This window comes from Anaerosinus sp. (assembly GCF_965318445.1).
Window position 1 is genome coordinate 33,734 of the sequence record NZ_CBDNNH010000016.1, and the last position, 16,842, is coordinate 50,575.

A 16,842-nucleotide genomic window follows, 5' to 3' on the forward strand; every position below is an offset into this window, starting at 1 on the left:
TAGTAATTAAGATTGTTGGTTTGAATCATAAGAAGAGGTTAAAGAACCTTGATTTGGGGTAGAGTTTTTTTGGCTGCTTTGTGAATTCTTCTTATAATCTTTATTGCTATCTTCTAAAGCGGTCATTGTACCGTATTCACTCATGCTTTCTGAAGTAATAGAGCTTGTAGCTGAATTGCTGCCAGTTGAGCTAGTATAATCGTTGTTTGCATCCGCTGAAGCAGTCATTGTACCATATTTCTTTTTGCTGTCTGCAGTTTTGTTTTTGTTTGTTTTCATAGAAAAAGCCTCCTTTTATATCTTGAATTTTGGGAACGACATTATTATTTGTTTTTTCAATGAAAGAATACGTGACATTATTTGTTGTGTATGTTTTTTAAAATAAAGATTTTTGTTGCAAAAAATCTTTACTAAAAATACGGACTTTACAAAAAAACCTTGACAAAGTTTAAAAATACTGCAATAATGTATACAAATTTGATTTAAATTTACAAGTTTACATATTGATTTTTGATTTAACTTGGTGTAAAATGAATAAGCAAAAGCGATGAAGAGGTAAAGGATTTTACAAGAACATTTCAGAGAGCCGATGGTTGCTGTGAATCGGTATGGAAGTATAATCTGACTTCGCCTGTGAGCTTTTCTGCTGAAACTTCTTGAGTTAGGCGGAAACGTTGACCCAACGTTAGAGGGGAGCCTGGTTACGGGTGATATAAGTATAATGTAGGGTGGTACCGCGGATTTTATCCGCCCCTATTGATGGAGTAGATTCTGTCAGTAGGGGCGGTTTTTATTTGGTTATTTTAGGAGGGGAAAGCGGTGAGTAAGCGACATATTGTATCAGTCTTGGTACAAAATCAGCCAGGTGTATTAGTTCGTGTGGCTAGTATGTTTTCTCGCAGAGAATTTAATATTGACAGTTTATCTGTTGGTGTAACTCAATCACCAGAGTATTCTCGGATGACAGTTGTTATTCATGGTGATAAAGGTGTAATATCACAAATGGTAAAGCAGCTAGAAAAACTTTTGGAAGTCGTTGCTGTGCAGCTTTTAGAAGCTGATTCAGCTGTATATAGAGGAATGACACTGCTTAAAGTCAAAGCGGAGGAAAGCAATCGCTTAGACATTTTAAAAATTGCTGAAATTTTTAGGGCAAAAGTAGTAGATGTGCAGAAGGCAACACTTATTTTTGAGATTACTGGCGATGATGAGAAAATAGATGCTTTTACAAGGCTGTTATCACCGTATGGTATTCTTGAGACAATTCGTACAGGTCTCATTGGACTTGAACGGGGTGATCATACGATTTATCAACAACGAGAAGAAAGAGATTATTATGGTGAGGATGTATTATAATTTATTTTCAAGTAATAATTAATCTTTATTTTATTTAATTTTAGGAGGAGTTAAAATGGCGAAAATTTATTATCAACAAGATTGTGATTTATCTTTATTGAAAGGGAAAACAATCGCTGTAATTGGTTATGGTAGCCAAGGTCATGCGCATGCATTAAATGCAAAGGAATCCGGTTGTGATGTTATTATCGGTTTATATGAAGGAAGCAAATCTTGGGCAAAAGCCGAAGCACAAGGTTTTAAAGTATATACAGCAGCCGAAGCTGCAAAACTTGCTGATGTCATTATGATTCTTATTAATGATGAAAAACAAGCAAAAATGTATAAAGAGTCTATTGAGCCAAACTTAAAATCCGGAAATATGTTAATGTTTGCACATGGTTTTGCAATTCATTTTGGGCAAATTGTAGCGCCAAAAGATGTAGATGTAACGATGATTGCTCCTAAAGGTCCTGGACACACGGTAAGAAGTGAATACCAAGCTGGTAAAGGTGTTCCAAGCTTAGTTGCTGTACATCAAGATGCAACAGGGAATGCTCTTCAAATGGCACTTGCTTATGCTGCAGCAATTGGTGGTGCTAGAGCTGGTGTTCTTGAAACTGATTTTAGAACTGAAACGGAAACTGACCTTTTCGGTGAACAAGCTGTACTTTGCGGTGGTGTTTGTGCTCTTATGCAAGCTGGTTTTGAAACATTAGTTGAAGCTGGGTATGATCCTAGAAATGCATACTTTGAATGTATCCATGAAATGAAATTAATCGTTGATCTTATTTATCAAAGTGGTTTTGAAGGGATGAGATATTCCATTTCTAATACAGCCGAATATGGTGACTATATTACTGGCCCAAAAATCGTTACTGAAGATACGAAAAAAGCAATGAAAAAAGTTCTATCCGATATTCAAGATGGTACTTTTGCAAAAAATTGGTTAGTTGAAAACGAAGTAGGTTGTCCACAATTTAATGCAATGCGCAAAAATGCAGTGTTGCATCCATCGGAAGAAATTGGTAAGGATTTGCGTAAATTGTACAGCTGGAATGGCGAGGATAAATTAATTAATAACTAATTGAATAGAAAGCTAGATAAAGGCGGGTCCATAAATTAAGACTCTGCGTGAAAGAGAGGGGATGTTGCTGAGCAGCATCCCCTTTTATAACGGGATTTCTAAGGATGAAGGAGGCGGAGAAGATGGGAAAAATCAAAATATTTGATACAACTTTGCGCGATGGAGCACAAACATCAGGCGTCTGTTTTGAAACTCATGAGAAAGTTGAAATCGCTGAAGCTTTGGCAAAGATGAAAGTAGATATCATCGAAGCGGGTTTTCCTGTTGCTTCCAAGAGTGATTACCATGCAGTAGAAAAGATTAGTCAAACAATTTCCACTTCAATTGTTTCGGCATTGGTACGGGCAAATCAAAAAGATATTGATATTGCAAAGCAGGCGCTGGGGAAAAATGAGAACGTGAGAATTCATACTTTTTTAGCGACGAGTGATATTCAATTAGCGCATAAATTGAATATGTCGCGAGCGCAAGTTATGGCACATGCGCAAGAAGCTGTACGTTATGCGAAACAATTTATTGATGATGTAGAATTTACGGCTGAGGATGCTTCACGTTCTGATTGGGATTTTCTTTGTCAGGTTTTTAATGGTGTAATTGCAGCTGGTGCGACGACAATTAATATTGCTGATACTGTAGGATATGCTACACCAGATGAATTTGGACATTTAGTGAAGTATGTGAAAGAGCATGTTCATGATATAGATAAAGTAACAATTGGTGTACATTGTCATAATGATTTAGGAATGGCAACAGCGAATTCTTTGGCTGGGGTTATCTATGGAGCAACGCAGGTGGAGTGTACGATAAATGGGTTGGGCGAGAGAGCTGGCAATGCCAGCTTGGAAGAAATCGTTATGACGTTGGCAACTCGTTATGAATATTACAAGAAATCGACGAATATTGATACTCGGCAAATTTATCGTGCATCTAGATTGGTAAGTACATTAAGTGGAATTATGGTGTCGCCGAATAAAGCAATTGTTGGAGATAATGCGTTTATTCATGTGGCGGGAGGTCATCAGCATAGTGTAGCAAATCATGCGCCGACCTTTGAAATTATGCGGCCTGAATCAATCGGAATCAGCCGAAATACGATGGTTCTTAATAAATTATCGGGAAGACAGATGTTTGAAGAACGAGTAGCGCACCTTGGCTATGAATTAAGTGCAGATGTGGTTAACCAGTTATATGTACAATTTAGAGAATTGGCAAAGCGGAAAAAACTTGTTTACGATCGTGATATTGAAGCGCTAATTAATTCAAAAAAACAACAAATTCAGGAACATTATCGTTTGCTTTCTCACAGTATTTTAAGTGGGAGTGCTACGATTGCAACAGGTTCAGTTCGGTTAGAAAATATGAATGGTGATGTCTTGGAGGAAGCGAGTTGTGGTGACGGGCCAGTAGATGCATTATTTAAGGCGATAAAAAAAGCAATTGGCAGAGAGTTTTCTTTAAAGGATTATCAACTAAAGGCTGTTACGTCTGGGCAGGATGCATTGGGGGAAGCGACTGTTTGGCTTGAAGAGGCCGGCATTGTTTATAGTGGGCGCGGACTTAGTACTGATGTATTGGAAGCAACCGCAAAAGCATACGTAAATGCAATCAATAAACAAGTTGGGTCGAATGGGAGTTTTAAACTGCCGTTATTAAATGAAGCAGAACAAATGAATTAGGGGCTAGCTATTGAATAAATAAAGTGAAGTTATTATGTGGTAACTTGGAGGAGGATTTTTGCATGGGAATGAATATGACAGAAAAGATTTTTGCCAAACATGCTGGGCTAGATAAAGTGGTACCAGGACAATTGATTAAATGTAAATTGGATTTGGTGTTAGGGAATGATATTACAACACCACCAGCAATTAAAGAGTTTAACAAGATTGGTAAGCCTGTATTTGATAAAACGAAAATTGCATTAGTGCCTGATCATTTTACACCGAATAAAGATATAAAATCTGCTGAAATGGCAAAAATCGTACGTGATTTCGCATGTCAGCATGAAATTGTTCATTATTTTGAAGTGGGGCAAATGGGAATTGAACATGTAATTTTACCGGAAAAAGGCTTAGTTGCACCGGGAGATTTAATTATTGGTGCAGATTCACATACTTGTACCTATGGCGCAGTTGGTGCATTTGCTACTGGTGTTGGTTCAACTGATATGGGTGCGGCAATGGCGACAGGTGAAACTTGGTTTAAGGTTCCATCGGCAATCAAAGTTGAATTGACAGGAAAATTAGCACAAGGCGTTACGGGGAAAGATGTCATTTTAACTTTGATTGGCAGGATTGGTGTGGATGGTGCACGCTATCAATCGTTAGAGTTTGCAGGCGCAGGGGTGGCCAGCCTTACGATGACGGATCGTTTAACAATAGCAAATATGGCAATTGAAGCAGGGGCGAAGAATGGAATTTTCCCTGTGGATCAAGTAACGATGGATTATATTACAGGCAGAGTAAAAAAATCTTATGCTTGTGTACGCGCTGATGAAGATGCTGAATATGAACGCACGGTAACGATTCAATTAGATGATTTAAAACCTGTAGTTGCTCTACCTCATTTACCTGAGAATGTAAAAGTGGTTACGGAATTAGAAGACATTAAAATTAATCAGGTTGTTATTGGTTCTTGTACGAATGGTCGTTTAGAAGATATGGAACAAGCAGCTAGTGTATTGAAAGGGCATAAAGTGCATAAAGATGTACGGGCGATTATTATTCCTGGTAGTCAGCAGGTGTATCTTGATGCAATGAAAAAAGGCTATATTGAGACGTTTATTGAAGCTGGTGCGATTGTCAGCACACCAACTTGCGGTCCTTGTCTTGGTGGATATATGGGGATTTTAGCGGCAGGCGAACGTTGTGTATCTACGACAAATCGTAATTTCCGTGGACGTATGGGGCATGTAGATAGTGAAGTGTATTTGGCAGGGACTTATGTTGCGGCAGCAAGTGCTATTTTAGGTAAAATTGCAGTTCCAGAGGAGGTAAAGTAAGATGATATTAGAAGGAAAAGTGTGGCGTTATGGTGATAATGTAGATACGGATGTAATTATTCCTGCACGTTATTTAAATACAGCAGATCCAAAAGAATTAGCAATGCATTGCATGGAAGATATTGATTTGACATTTGCCCAGAAAGTACAAGAAGGCGATATTATTGTTGCAGATAAAAACTTTGGCTGTGGTTCATCACGTGAGCATGCTCCGGTAGCGATTAAAGCGTCTGGTGTGCCTGTGGTCATTGCGGATAGCTTTGCCAGAATTTTTTATCGTAATGGAATTAATATCGGTTTGCCGTTATTAGAAATTGGTGAAGCTGTAAAGAATTTTAATGCAGGTGATAAAATTCGTATTGATTTAAATGCAGGTACCATTGAAAATTTAAATACAGGGATTGTTTGTAATTCTCAGCCACTACCAGGCTTTATTCAAGATATTGCAAAAGCTGGCGGCTTAGTAAATTACGTAAAGGAGAATTACTAATATGGCAAAGATTGTTGTTATACCAGGAGACGGAATTGGGGAAGAAATCACGACTGCAGCAGTTTTGGTCTTGAAAAAAGTTGCTGAAAAGTGTAATCTTAAATTAATATTTGAAACGCATCATGCAGGCGGAACTGCATATGATTTATATGGTACTCCATTGCCGCAAAGTACAATTGATGCTGCTAAGGCATCTGATGGTGTATTATTTGGTGCAGTGGGCGGAGATAAATGGGATAATGTTGATCCTTCATTGCGACCAGAAAAGGCAATCTTAGGATTGCGTAAAGAACTTGGGTTATATGCAAATTTACGCCCGGTAAAAGTGCCAGATTCACTTTGTGAATATTCACCGCTAAAGGGAGAAATCGTAAGCGGTACGGACATTGTAATTGTTCGCGAGTTAATTGGTGGAATTTATTTTGGTGAGAAATGTGAATCTGAAATCGTTGATGGGGTAGAACGTGCATGGGATTTAGAAAACTATAGTGTACCTGAAGTTGATCGTATTGTACGTCTCGCTTGCGAGACCGCACAAAAACGCCAGGGAAAAGTCGTATCGGTAGACAAAGCGAATGTATTAGCTTCTTCTAGATTATGGCGTAGAACCGCGGCGGAAGTTGCTGAAGAATATAAAGATATCGAACTATCAAATATGTATGTGGATAACTGTGCAATGCAATTGGCATTAAAACCGAAAAATTTTGACGTTATCGTTACTGGAAATTTATTTGGTGATATTTTAAGTGATGAAGCCGCAGTACTTGGCGGTTCAATTGGCATGATGCCATCGGCGAGTATCGGCGAATGCACGAGCCTTTACGAACCAATTCATGGTTCGGCACCGGATATTACTGGGCTTGGTATTGCAAATCCAATTGGTACGATTTTATCAGCGGCAATGCTGCTCCGTTATTCTTTAAATGAAGAAAAGGCGGCAGTTTGCATTGAAGAAGCTGTGGAAAACGCATTAAAAGATGGTTACCGGACGGCTGATTTATATAGAGATGGCTTTAAAAAGGTAACAACAGAAGAGATGGCGGCGCGAATTGCCGAACGTATTTAATAAATTTAAGGGGGAATCATCATGCTGGTTACAGGAGCTGAGGCGATAGTACAATGTTTATTAGAACAAGGTGTGGATACCGTCTTTGGTTATCCAGGCGGCATGGTATTACCTCTTTATGATGCATTATATGATGAAAATAAAATTCATCATGTATTAACTGCGCATGAGCAAGGTGCAGCGCATGCGGCAGATGGGTATGCCAGAGCGAGTGGGAAAGTTGGTGTCTGCATTGCAACTTCTGGGCCTGGAGCGACAAATCTTGTTACGGGTTTAGCGACTGCATTTATGGATTCGATTCCAGTTGTTGCGATTACGGGGCAAGTGCCAACTTCACTATTGGGGCGTGATGCTTTTCAAGAGGTCGATATTATTGGTGTGACTATGCCTGTAACGAAGCACAATTTTCAAGTCAAAGATATAAATAAGTTAATGCAGATGATAAGATTAGCTTTTAAAGTAGCAAGTTCAGGCAGACCAGGTCCTGTTCTCGTTGATATTCCACGTGATATTTTTTATCAAAAAGTAAATTTTGACCCTATACCAACGGCAATTATGCCAGAGTGCAAACGAAAAGACGATATAGAAGATTTGATGATGCAAGTAACCGAAGTCTTAAATCAGGCAAAAAAACCATTGATTGTTGCCGGTGGTGGTGTAATTTCAGCAGGAGCAAGTGAAGAATTATTAGCTTTTGCCGAAAGACACCATTTGCCAGTAGTAACAACATTAATGGGACTAGGAGCATTTCCAAGCAATCATGAGCAATTTCTTGGAATGACAGGGCTGCATGGCTTGGAAACTGCAAACAATGCTGTGTATGAAGCAGATGTTATTATAGCGGTAGGCAGCCGGTTTAGTGATCGTCTTACTGGAAATCGTGAAAAATATATTAAAGGAACGAATGTTATACATATTGATATTGATCCGGCAGAAATAGACAAAAATGTAATGAGCAGTATTGGCTTAGCCGGAGATATGAAGGCTATACTTATGATGCTTACAGATATAGAGAGCATTGGGAATCATAATGAGTGGTGGAAGATGATTTTTCAATGGAGAGAAAAATATCAATTTGTATATGATGATACCTATTTAAATGTACCTTGGGTAATGAGAACTCTTGCAGAGCAAACGGAAAATTTAGATATTGTTTTTGTTACAGATGTGGGACAGCATCAAATGTGGGCTGCGCAACATCTTAGGTTAAATGAACCTCGCAGTTGGATTTCTTCGGGTGGACTAGGAACAATGGGGTTTGGATTGCCAGCAGCAATGGGGGCCCAGCTGGCAAAGAAAGAGAAACGGGTTATTCATATTGCTGGTGATGGCGGGATAAAAATGACGGGGAGTGAATACTATACCATTGCAGCACAAAATTTACCAATTATTTCAATCGTCATAAATAACAGCAGTTTAGGAATGATACGGCAGTTACAACATGTTTTCTACCAAGATCGTTATGCTTCATGTTTGCTAGAAAAAGAAATGGATTTTGCTGCCTATGCAAGGAGTTTTGGCATAGAAAGTGTAGCTGTAAATACAAATCAGGAATTTTGTTTAGCATTTAAACATGCATTACAAAATAATACGCCGCAGGTTATTGTTGTCAATGTGATAAAAGAATATGTAAGTCCGATGGCAAAAGCTGGAGCGGCGATTAATCAATTTGTGGATTTGTAATATAATATATATTTGTAAATACTGTAGAACCTTTTGGTTCTATAGTATTTTTTATGATATTTATACGTTATAATATATTAAGAAGGCTTTGAGAGGAGGCGTGAGAATGAATGAATTTTTAGATATTGAACAAGAAGTTGAGAGTTTATGCCGCTGGGGTGCTGCTAGAGCCGGTGCAATTGTTGTTTTACCTCTAGTAGGGAGTTTGACTCTCATGGCAAATGAATTTTATATGATAAAAAAAATTGCTGATTTATATGGATACAAGCTAGATAAAAGTGCAGCAGGGGCGTTTTTTGGTGCTTTAGGAGGCGTATTTGTAGGTCAGACTTTAACTACGGTTTTTCCTTTTCCTCCATTGCAAATACCAATAGGAATTTGCACTACTTATGCAATTGGGAAAGTGGCACATGAGTGGATTAAAGATGGTATGCCTTCTTTTTCAAATAAATATAATGCTATCTTTAAAAAAGCCAAAAAAGAGGCTGAAAGTTTAGTGCTAATGTTAACCCAAAGTCCTTTGAAAGACAAGCCATTGGGCGATGAAAAAGCTAATCTGAACTTCGATTATGGGAAATAATGAAAATTGTATAGTGTATACAAAAGTTAGAATAAATTTAATAATAAATAAAAAAAGTGTTAAAATATTCTTAGTGTAAAAGAAGTTTGTACTTTATTTTAAAAAATAAAGTAGGCATATTGACAAGGGTAATAAAAAAGTAGTATTATACAAAACAATATAAAAATAAGGAAAATAACTTTAAAGAAAAGAAGGTATAGATATATGGCATATTATTTTTCAGAAGCATCTCATACTTTTGGTGAATACTTATTAGTACCTGGATATTCTTCTACAGAATGTATTCCAGCAAATGTGAGTTTAAAAACTCCTCTTGTAAAATTTAAAAAGGGTGAAGAACCTTCGATTTCTATGAATATTCCATTAACTTCTGCGATTATGCAGGCCGTTTCTGATGATAAAATGGCTGTTGCTTTAGCTAAAGAAGGTGGTGTTTCATTTATTTATGGTTCTCAATCTATCGAAAATGAAGCAGCGATGGTTGCTAGAGTGAAAAATTACAAATCAGGTTTTGTAAGAAGCGATTCTAATATTCTTCCAAGTACAACTTTACGTGAAGTTGTCGACTTGAAAGAAAGAACAGGTCATTCTACGATGGCAGTTACTGAAGATGGTACGCCAGAAGGAAAATTACTTGGTATTGTAACAAGTCGTGACTATCGTGTAACAAGAATGTCTATGGATACAAAAGTTGCAGATTTCATGACGCCTTTTGAAAAATTAATCTGGGCAGATGCGGATACGACTTCCTTAAAAGATGCGAATAACTTAATATGGGAACATAAATTAAATATGCTTCCGTTAATAGATGAAAATCAACGCTTAAAATACATGGTATTCCGTAAAGACTATACGGATAATAAAGAGAATACAAATGAATTAATTGATGCGCAAAAACGTTATGTTGTAGGCGCTGGTATTAATACACGTGATTATGCGGAACGCGTTCCTGCGTTGATTGCTGCTGGTGCAGATGTACTTTGTATTGACTCTTCAGAAGGTTTCTCTGAATGGCAAAAAATCACACTTGAATATATTCATAAAAATTTTGGTAGTGAAGTTAAAGTTGGTGCAGGGAACGTTGTAGATCGTGAAGGCTTCCGTTTCTTAGCCAAAGCAGGTGCTGACTTCATTAAAGTGGGTATCGGTGGTGGTTCTATTTGTATCACTCGTGAACAAAAAGGGATTGGACGTGGACAAGCCACAGCGTTGATTGATGTAGTTGCTGCACGTGATGAATATTTTGAAGAAACAGGAATTTATATTCCGGTATGTTCTGATGGGGGTATCGTGCATGATTATCACGTAACTTTAGCTTTAGCTATGGGCGCTGATTTCGTAATGCTCGGTAGATACTTCTCTCGCTTCGATGAAAGTCCAACAAATAAAGTTAAAATTAAAGGCAATTATTTAAAAGAGTATTGGGGCGAAGGTTCCAATAGAGCGCGTAACTGGCAGCGTTATGATATGGGGGGGGATAAAAAATTATCCTTTGAAGAAGGTGTTGACTCCTATGTTCCATATGCTGGTAGCTTAAAGGATAATGTAACAGTTACGTTAAATAAAGTTCGTTCAACGATGTGTAACTGTGGTGCCTTAACAATTCCTGAGTTACAAAAAAATGCGAAATTAACATTGATTTCTGCAACAAGTATCGTTGAAGGAAGCTCTCACGACGTTATCGTAAAAGATAAATATTATCGTAATGAAGAATAAATAGCGGATAACCGCCCTTTGCAAAAATGCAAAGGGCGGTTGTTTTTTATATTGACAGTAAATCAATGGATTGATAAAATTAATTCAAACAATCGTTTGTTTGGAGGTTGAAATGGATAAGGATACGCGTACAAAACTAATTGAAATTGCTACGAAATTATTTGCTACAAAAGGATTTTTTGCTGTATCAGTAAGGGAAGTAACAAGTATAGCTCAGGTGAATGTATCAGCAATTTCTTATTATTTTCAGAGTAAAGAAGGGCTTTATCAGGAGGTACTTAAGAATCAATTAAAACCGGTTTTAGAAGCTTTGGATTTAGTTGAAAAACAAATCGGTTTATCTGCTATGGAAAGATTTCGTTTTTTTGCAAACCAGGTTGCAAAAGTTCATTTAAATTACCCTTACTTGACAAGATTTATGATGAATGAAGTAACAAGTCCGACAGAATATGGAGGAGCGATAGTTGAGAATCAAAGTTTGAAAGTTTATCGTTTTATTTATCAAACGATAAAAGCTGGTGTAGAAGATGGGGAGTTTAAAAGTGATTTAGATATTCCACATACGGCATTTTCTTTAGCTGGAATGATGATTTTTTATTTTGTTACGAAACCGATTCGTAACAAAATTATGCCGAATGAAGAAAATTCAGTGGATACTTATCTAACTAATGTACTAAAAAATTATCTTTATGGGATTGCAAGTGAGTAAATATGATTTAAAAAAGAGGTGAAGGAAATGCAGAAAAAAAAGAAGGTTTTTATTTCCATATTTTTAATTATATTATTCTGTGTAGCAGGCTATAAATTATATAAACAGCAGGAAGATGTACTTGTTTATACAGGAACGGTAGAAGTGACAAAAGTAGATATTACAACGAAGACGAATGGGTATATAGATTTTCTTCAAGCAAAAGAAGGTGATACAATAGCGAAAGGGGCGTTAGTAGCTAGAATTGATCAAGCGGATAGCAGTGCGCAATTAGAGCGTGATACGCTGGCATTAGAAAAAGCAAAAGTTCAGTTAATGGATTTAGAAAAAGGTGCAAGAATTGAAGAAATCAATGCGGCAACGGCAAGTACAGCGGCGATGGATTCAGTTTATCAAAAAGCGTTAGCTGATTATCAGCGTTATCAAGAATTGTATAACAGTGATGTTGTAGCAAAACAAAGCTTAGATAATGCAAAATCAGCTTATGAAGTTGCTTATCAAAATTTACAGGCTGCAAAAGAAAATGAAAAACTGGTTTTAGCAGGGAATCGCAGTGATGTTATTCTAGCGCAAAAAATTGAGGTTGAGCGATTAACGGCTGTGTTAAAGGCATCGAAGCTTAATTACCAAGATCATAATGTTTATAGCCCGATAAATGGTGTTGTATTGACGAAAAACTTTGAGGCTGGTGAATACGTCGGGGTTGGAAACTCACTTTTTACTTTAGGAGACTTATCGGATTGTTGGGTGAAAATCTATATTCCCTCAACTGAGATTGGTAAGGTGAAATTAAAAGAAGAGGTAAAAGTTTTTGTAGATGCTTATCCAGAACGGGTCTTTGTAGGCAGGGTAAAAGAGATTAGTGAAAAAGCTGAGTTTACACCACGACAAAGCATTACGAAAAATGAACGCACGAATATGGTGTTTGCAGTAAAAATTGCGGTGGAAAATACAGAAGGCATATTAAAGCCAGGAATGCCTATGGATGTGAGATTTAATGATTGAGTTCATGAAGGTAACTAAAAATTTTTCGGAGGTAATTGGCGTCCAAGATTTGAATTTACGAATTGAGCAAGGAGAAATTTTTGGTCTCGTGGGACCAGATGGTGCAGGGAAAACGACAACAATCCGTTTAATGTTAGGTCTTTTGAAGAATTTCACAGGGAAAATCACGGTTTTAGGAACAGAGAATATCGAGAGAATCAAAGGTCGCTTTGGTTATGTTCCACAAAGATTTAGTTTATATCAGGATTTAAGTGTGCTAGAAAATATTGAGTTAATCGGTGCATTATATGGTGTAAAAAGCAGTGAAATTCAAGAAAAAGCAGAAGAGATTTTAACATTTACTGGTTTGTGGGAGTTTAGACATCGTTTGAGTGGAAATTTATCAGGTGGAATGAAACAAAAATTGGCGTTGGCGGCAGGCTTGATGCATAAGCCTGAGGTGTTTTTCCTTGATGAGCCGACGACAGGTGTTGATCCTGTAGCGAGAAGAGAGTTTTGGCAGTTACTCTACGAGTTGAATAAAACAGGGATGACAATTATTGTTGCCACTCCTTATATGGATGAGGCCGAATTGTGTCATCGAGTTGTATTGATGAAAGATGGTAGTTTGGTTTCGTGTGCGACACCAAACCAATTGATAGAGAATTATCCCTATAAAATATTATCCTTGGAAACGCCGATGAAAGATGAACGTGTGCTTAGTGAGTTGTTAAAATTTATTGTTTTAGATATTAATTCTTTTGGTGAAAAATATCATTTGATTGTGAAGGATGATAAAGTCGCGAAAAAGGCGATACAAGACACGTTAGTAAATCACAAAATTGCAATAAATCGTTTAGAAAAAATAACCCCGTGTTTAGAAGATGTCTTTGTTGCTATCGCGCATATGGGTGGTGAGAAATAATGGAGTTGGCAATTGAAACTAAGGATTTATTATGTAAATTTGGTGATTTTATTGCAGTGAATAAACTTAATTTTCAAGTGAAACGTGGGCGAATTTGTGGGTTTTTAGGACCAAATGGATCGGGAAAATCTACAACAATACGAATGTTATGCGGTATTTTATCACCAACTTCCGGTAGTGGAAAAGTATTGGACTTTGATATTGCGAAGGAAAGTGAGCAAATCAAACAAGAAATTGGTTATATGTCGCAGAAATTTAGTTTGTATCCTGATTTGACGGTAACAGAAAATTTGGATTTTTATGCAGGAATGTATGGGTTAGCAGGGAGAGAAAAAGAAAATCGAATTCGTGAGGTAATGCAAACGGTAAATTTGGGAAATATGATGTCAACACTTGTAGCCAGTCTATCTGGAGGGATTAAACAACGTTTGGCATTGGGGTGTGCGATTTTACATCAACCGAAATTACTTTTTCTTGATGAACCCACCGGTGGGGTAGATCCAAAAGCGCGACGGATGTTTTGGCAAATTATTTATGACTTGGCGGAGCAGGGAACAACGGTTTTGGTTAGTACGCATTTTATGGATGAAGTAGAACACTGTCATGTTGTTGGGTTTATGTATCAAGGAGAATTAATTGCTTTTGGCAGTGTAGGAGAGCTTAAAAAAAGTATTGATGGGACGTTGATTTTACTGGAAAGTAATGACTCATTAGGCTTATTGCAAGAGATAAAAGAGAACGGGTTACCATTTAAAGATGCATATATTCATGGAAAAACTCTTCGTGTCCTTTTGGAAAAAGATGATGAAAGCTATTTTTCAGCATATACATATAAAAAAATTGTACCGACGATGGAAGATGTATTTGTTTATTATGTCAAGTTAAAGCGAGGTGAGATTAATGATTAGACTTAAAGCATTGTTGAAAAAGGAATTTATTCAAATGCGGCGTGACAATTTAACTTTAGCGATGATGCTGGTCTTACCGATTGTTCAATTGCTGATTTTCGGTTTTGCAATTAATACGGATGTTAAGCACTTAAAAACGGTTGTTTTTGATCAGTCACTTAGTACAGAAAGCAGAGAGTTATTGGCGAGTTTTACCTCCAGTGAATATTTTTCTGTAGAATATGTAGTAGATGATTTTTCAAAGGTAAATCACCTCATTGAAGATGGATCAGCGAAAGTTGGGATTATTATTCCGCCCGATTTAGCAGAGAATATTAAACATGAAAAATCGACACCAATTCAAGTATTAGTGGATGCTTCGGATTCTATGTCAGCATCTTCGGCAATTGGTGCTGCACAATCTATTGGACAGTTAAAATCACAAGAAGTGTTGCTTAACAAAAAAGGAAAAGACACACAGGTGAATTTATATGATATACGAATACGTAGTTGGTATAATCAGGATTTTGTGAGTGCATATTATATGGTTCCTGGAATTATGGGGGTAATTTTAACGATGACGATGGTGATGATTACTTCTATGGCAATTGTTCGAGAACGGGAAAATGGTACGTTGGAACAGTTAATTGTTACACCTCTTAAATCATACGAATTGATGTTAGGTAAAATTATTCCTTATAGCTTTGTGGGTTATGTACAAGCCACTATTGCCTTATTGATAGGGATTATCGTATTTGATTTACCGATTCGAGGTAGTATAGCTTTGCTATATGGGTTGACATCTTTATTTATTATTGCTTCCTTAACTCTGGGAATTTTGATTTCGAGTTATGCAAGAACGCAGATGCAGGCAATGCAGATGTCGTTGTTTATTTTCCTACCAAGTATTTTATTATCTGGATTTATGTTTCCGCGCGATGCGATGCCAGAAATTTTTTATCATCTCGGAAGATTACTACCAATTACTTATTTTCTTGAAATTTTGCGAGGAATTATTTTGAAAGGGAATAGCATTCAGTTGCTTTGGGGGCAGATATTGGCGCTGGTTATTTTTATTACAGCAACATTAGGAATCAGTATTAAAAAGTTTAGCAAAACCTTAGATTAAATGAAAAAATTAATTTTAAGCGAATCTCGATAATAAAATTTTAATTTATGCTATTAGCAAATGAGTCTATAGCATAAATCATTTGACATCATCTATTTATAAATTTGGCAGGAGTTTCAAATTTATTTGAGAATTAAAACAGAAATTATCTTTCATGCTAAAGCAGTAGGAGGAAAAAATGGATTATACATATGCAAAACGTTTAGAAAAATTTGAAACAGGAATATTTGCATCGTTAGATGAAAAAAAGCAACAGCTTATATCACAAGGGCGAAAGGTGTACAATTTATCCATTGGTACGCCTGATTTTAAACCTCCAATACATATTATAGAAGTAGCCAAAGCAGCCGAGGAGCTTGCAGAAATAGCAAAACTAATCGGACGTATGTGAAGTGAAAAGAGCTGTTCTCGTAAGAGTTTTTTCTCTTATGATAACAGCTCTTTTTTATTTCCCGGAAAATAACGGAGAACGTTTTTCTTTAAATGCAGATAGCCCTTCCTGGTGGTCTTTTGTCTGCATGCAGATAGTCTGTAAGGCGGCTTCTTTACTCAATAGCGTATTTAAAGATAAATCATCGGATTCATTTAGCGTTTGTTTTATCATTGCTAAAGCGATTGGAGCTGATTCTTTTAGCTTTTTTGCAAAAGCGTAAGTTTCATCTGCAAGAGCATTATCTTCAGAAATATGGTTAATTAGCCCGAGTTGATTCGCTGCTTCTACATTAATTAAATCTGCAGTAAACATCAATTCTTTTGCTTTAGGCAGGCCGATAATTCTTGGTAATAAGTACATGCCACCGCAATCTGGCACAAGTCCCACCTTGGCGAAGCTCTGGGCAAAGCGTGCGGATTTTGCTGCATAAATAATATCACAGGCAAGGACGAGATTAAAGCCGGCACCAGCAGCTACACCGTTTACCATCGCGATGACAGGTTTTTGAATTGCTTGAATTTGCTTGACGAGATTACCAACCTTAGTGATAAATTCTTTTGCTTTGATTGGTACGGTTAATGTAGACAAGTGCGCTAAATCACCACCGGCACAAAAGGCACGGCCATTCCCTGTGAGGATAATCGCACGGCTTTCATCTTGGCTTGCCCTGGTTAAGTAATGCCCAAGACTGTCAACAAGTTCTTCATTCATTGCATTCAGTGATTTAGGTCTGTTTAATGTAATTGTTGCAATCTCATTTTCCAATGTGTATAATACAGTTTCGTTTTCCATATATTCCCCTCCAAATCTTCTTTAGTTT

General features: G+C 37.0%; 17 protein-coding genes and 1 other annotated feature. Of the genes, 15 read left to right on the plus strand and 2 right to left on the minus strand.

All coding sequences use genetic code 11. The features are described 5' to 3' along the window. Positions 1–6 precede the first annotated feature (6 nt). On the minus strand, positions 7–279 hold the full coding sequence (locus tag ACWZFG_RS07175) for a hypothetical protein (RefSeq protein WP_177504843.1): 273 nt from the start codon (positions 277–279) through the stop codon (positions 7–9). A 259-nt stretch (positions 280–538) separates the two neighbouring features. Beyond that, positions 539–758 (plus strand) — a binding site (T-box leader). Between the two features lie 61 nt (positions 759–819). On the opposite strand from ACWZFG_RS07175, the gene ilvN reads away from it, so the two are divergent. The 15 genes from ilvN (at position 820) to ACWZFG_RS07250 (ending at position 15,980) form a co-directional block, all read left to right on the plus strand. Further along, a complete protein-coding gene (gene ilvN, locus ACWZFG_RS07180) occupies positions 820–1,356 on the plus strand; it encodes an acetolactate synthase small subunit (protein WP_177504844.1) in 537 nt (178 codons plus the stop codon). Between the two features lie 55 nt (positions 1,357–1,411). Then, positions 1,412–2,422: a ketol-acid reductoisomerase gene (ilvC, locus tag ACWZFG_RS07185; protein WP_177504845.1), complete on the plus strand. Its 1,011-nt coding sequence runs from the start codon at positions 1,412–1,414 to the stop codon at positions 2,420–2,422. A 122-nt stretch (positions 2,423–2,544) separates the two neighbouring features. Beyond that, positions 2,545–4,098 (plus strand): 2-isopropylmalate synthase, encoded by a 1,554-nt coding sequence (locus tag ACWZFG_RS07190; protein ID WP_177504846.1) that lies wholly within the window; start codon positions 2,545–2,547, stop codon positions 4,096–4,098. A 62-nt stretch (positions 4,099–4,160) separates the two neighbouring features. Then, entirely contained in the window at positions 4,161–5,420 is a 1,260-nt protein-coding gene (gene leuC, locus ACWZFG_RS07195; RefSeq protein ID WP_177504847.1) for a 3-isopropylmalate dehydratase large subunit, read from the plus strand. A gap of 1 nt (position 5,421) precedes the next feature. Further along, positions 5,422–5,910, plus strand: a complete 489-nt coding sequence (leuD, locus tag ACWZFG_RS07200; RefSeq protein WP_177504848.1) for a 3-isopropylmalate dehydratase small subunit — start codon at positions 5,422–5,424, stop codon at positions 5,908–5,910. Position 5,911: 1 nt separating this feature from the next. After that, positions 5,912–6,976: a 3-isopropylmalate dehydrogenase gene (leuB, locus tag ACWZFG_RS07205; RefSeq protein WP_177504849.1), complete on the plus strand. Its 1,065-nt coding sequence runs from the start codon at positions 5,912–5,914 to the stop codon at positions 6,974–6,976. A gap of 21 nt (positions 6,977–6,997) precedes the next feature. Beyond that, positions 6,998–8,659 (plus strand): biosynthetic-type acetolactate synthase large subunit, encoded by a 1,662-nt coding sequence (ilvB, locus tag ACWZFG_RS07210; RefSeq protein ID WP_177504850.1) that lies wholly within the window; start codon positions 6,998–7,000, stop codon positions 8,657–8,659. Positions 8,660–8,765: 106 nt separating this feature from the next. Then, positions 8,766–9,239, plus strand: coding sequence for a hypothetical protein (locus ACWZFG_RS07215; protein ID WP_177504851.1), 474 nt, complete (start codon positions 8,766–8,768; stop codon positions 9,237–9,239). A gap of 204 nt (positions 9,240–9,443) precedes the next feature. Next, positions 9,444–10,955: an IMP dehydrogenase gene (locus ACWZFG_RS07220; RefSeq protein WP_177504852.1), complete on the plus strand. Its 1,512-nt coding sequence runs from the start codon at positions 9,444–9,446 to the stop codon at positions 10,953–10,955. Between the two features lie 112 nt (positions 10,956–11,067). Next, positions 11,068–11,664: a CerR family C-terminal domain-containing protein gene (locus tag ACWZFG_RS07225; protein WP_177504853.1), complete on the plus strand. Its 597-nt coding sequence runs from the start codon at positions 11,068–11,070 to the stop codon at positions 11,662–11,664. A 27-nt stretch (positions 11,665–11,691) separates the two neighbouring features. Next, positions 11,692–12,669 (plus strand): HlyD family secretion protein, encoded by a 978-nt coding sequence (locus ACWZFG_RS07230; RefSeq protein ID WP_177504854.1) that lies wholly within the window; start codon positions 11,692–11,694, stop codon positions 12,667–12,669. Between the two features lie 4 nt (positions 12,670–12,673). Continuing rightward, complete coding sequence (locus ACWZFG_RS07235; protein WP_455577300.1) at positions 12,674–13,573, plus strand: ABC transporter ATP-binding protein; 900 nt, start codon at positions 12,674–12,676, stop codon at positions 13,571–13,573. Then, positions 13,573–14,481: an ATP-binding cassette domain-containing protein gene (locus tag ACWZFG_RS07240; RefSeq protein WP_177504856.1), complete on the plus strand. Its 909-nt coding sequence runs from the start codon at positions 13,573–13,575 to the stop codon at positions 14,479–14,481. The genes ACWZFG_RS07235 and ACWZFG_RS07240 overlap by 1 nt, the downstream gene beginning before the upstream one ends. Next, the gene (locus ACWZFG_RS07245) at positions 14,474–15,589 is read left to right on the plus strand and encodes an ABC transporter permease (RefSeq protein WP_177504857.1); all 1,116 of its coding nucleotides are present in this window, start codon (positions 14,474–14,476) and stop codon (positions 15,587–15,589) included. Before ACWZFG_RS07240 ends, ACWZFG_RS07245 begins: the two co-directional genes overlap by 8 nt. A 178-nt stretch (positions 15,590–15,767) precedes the next feature. Then, positions 15,768–15,980 carry a hypothetical protein gene (locus ACWZFG_RS07250; RefSeq protein ID WP_177504858.1) on the plus strand — a complete coding sequence of 71 codons (213 nt, stop codon included), beginning with the start codon at positions 15,768–15,770 and terminating at the stop codon, positions 15,978–15,980. Between the two features lie 54 nt (positions 15,981–16,034). Here the strand turns inward: ACWZFG_RS07250 and ACWZFG_RS07255 are convergent, their stop codons facing one another. Continuing rightward, complete coding sequence (locus tag ACWZFG_RS07255) at positions 16,035–16,814, minus strand: enoyl-CoA hydratase-related protein (RefSeq protein ID WP_177504859.1); 780 nt, start codon at positions 16,812–16,814, stop codon at positions 16,035–16,037. Positions 16,815–16,842 lie beyond the last annotated feature (28 nt).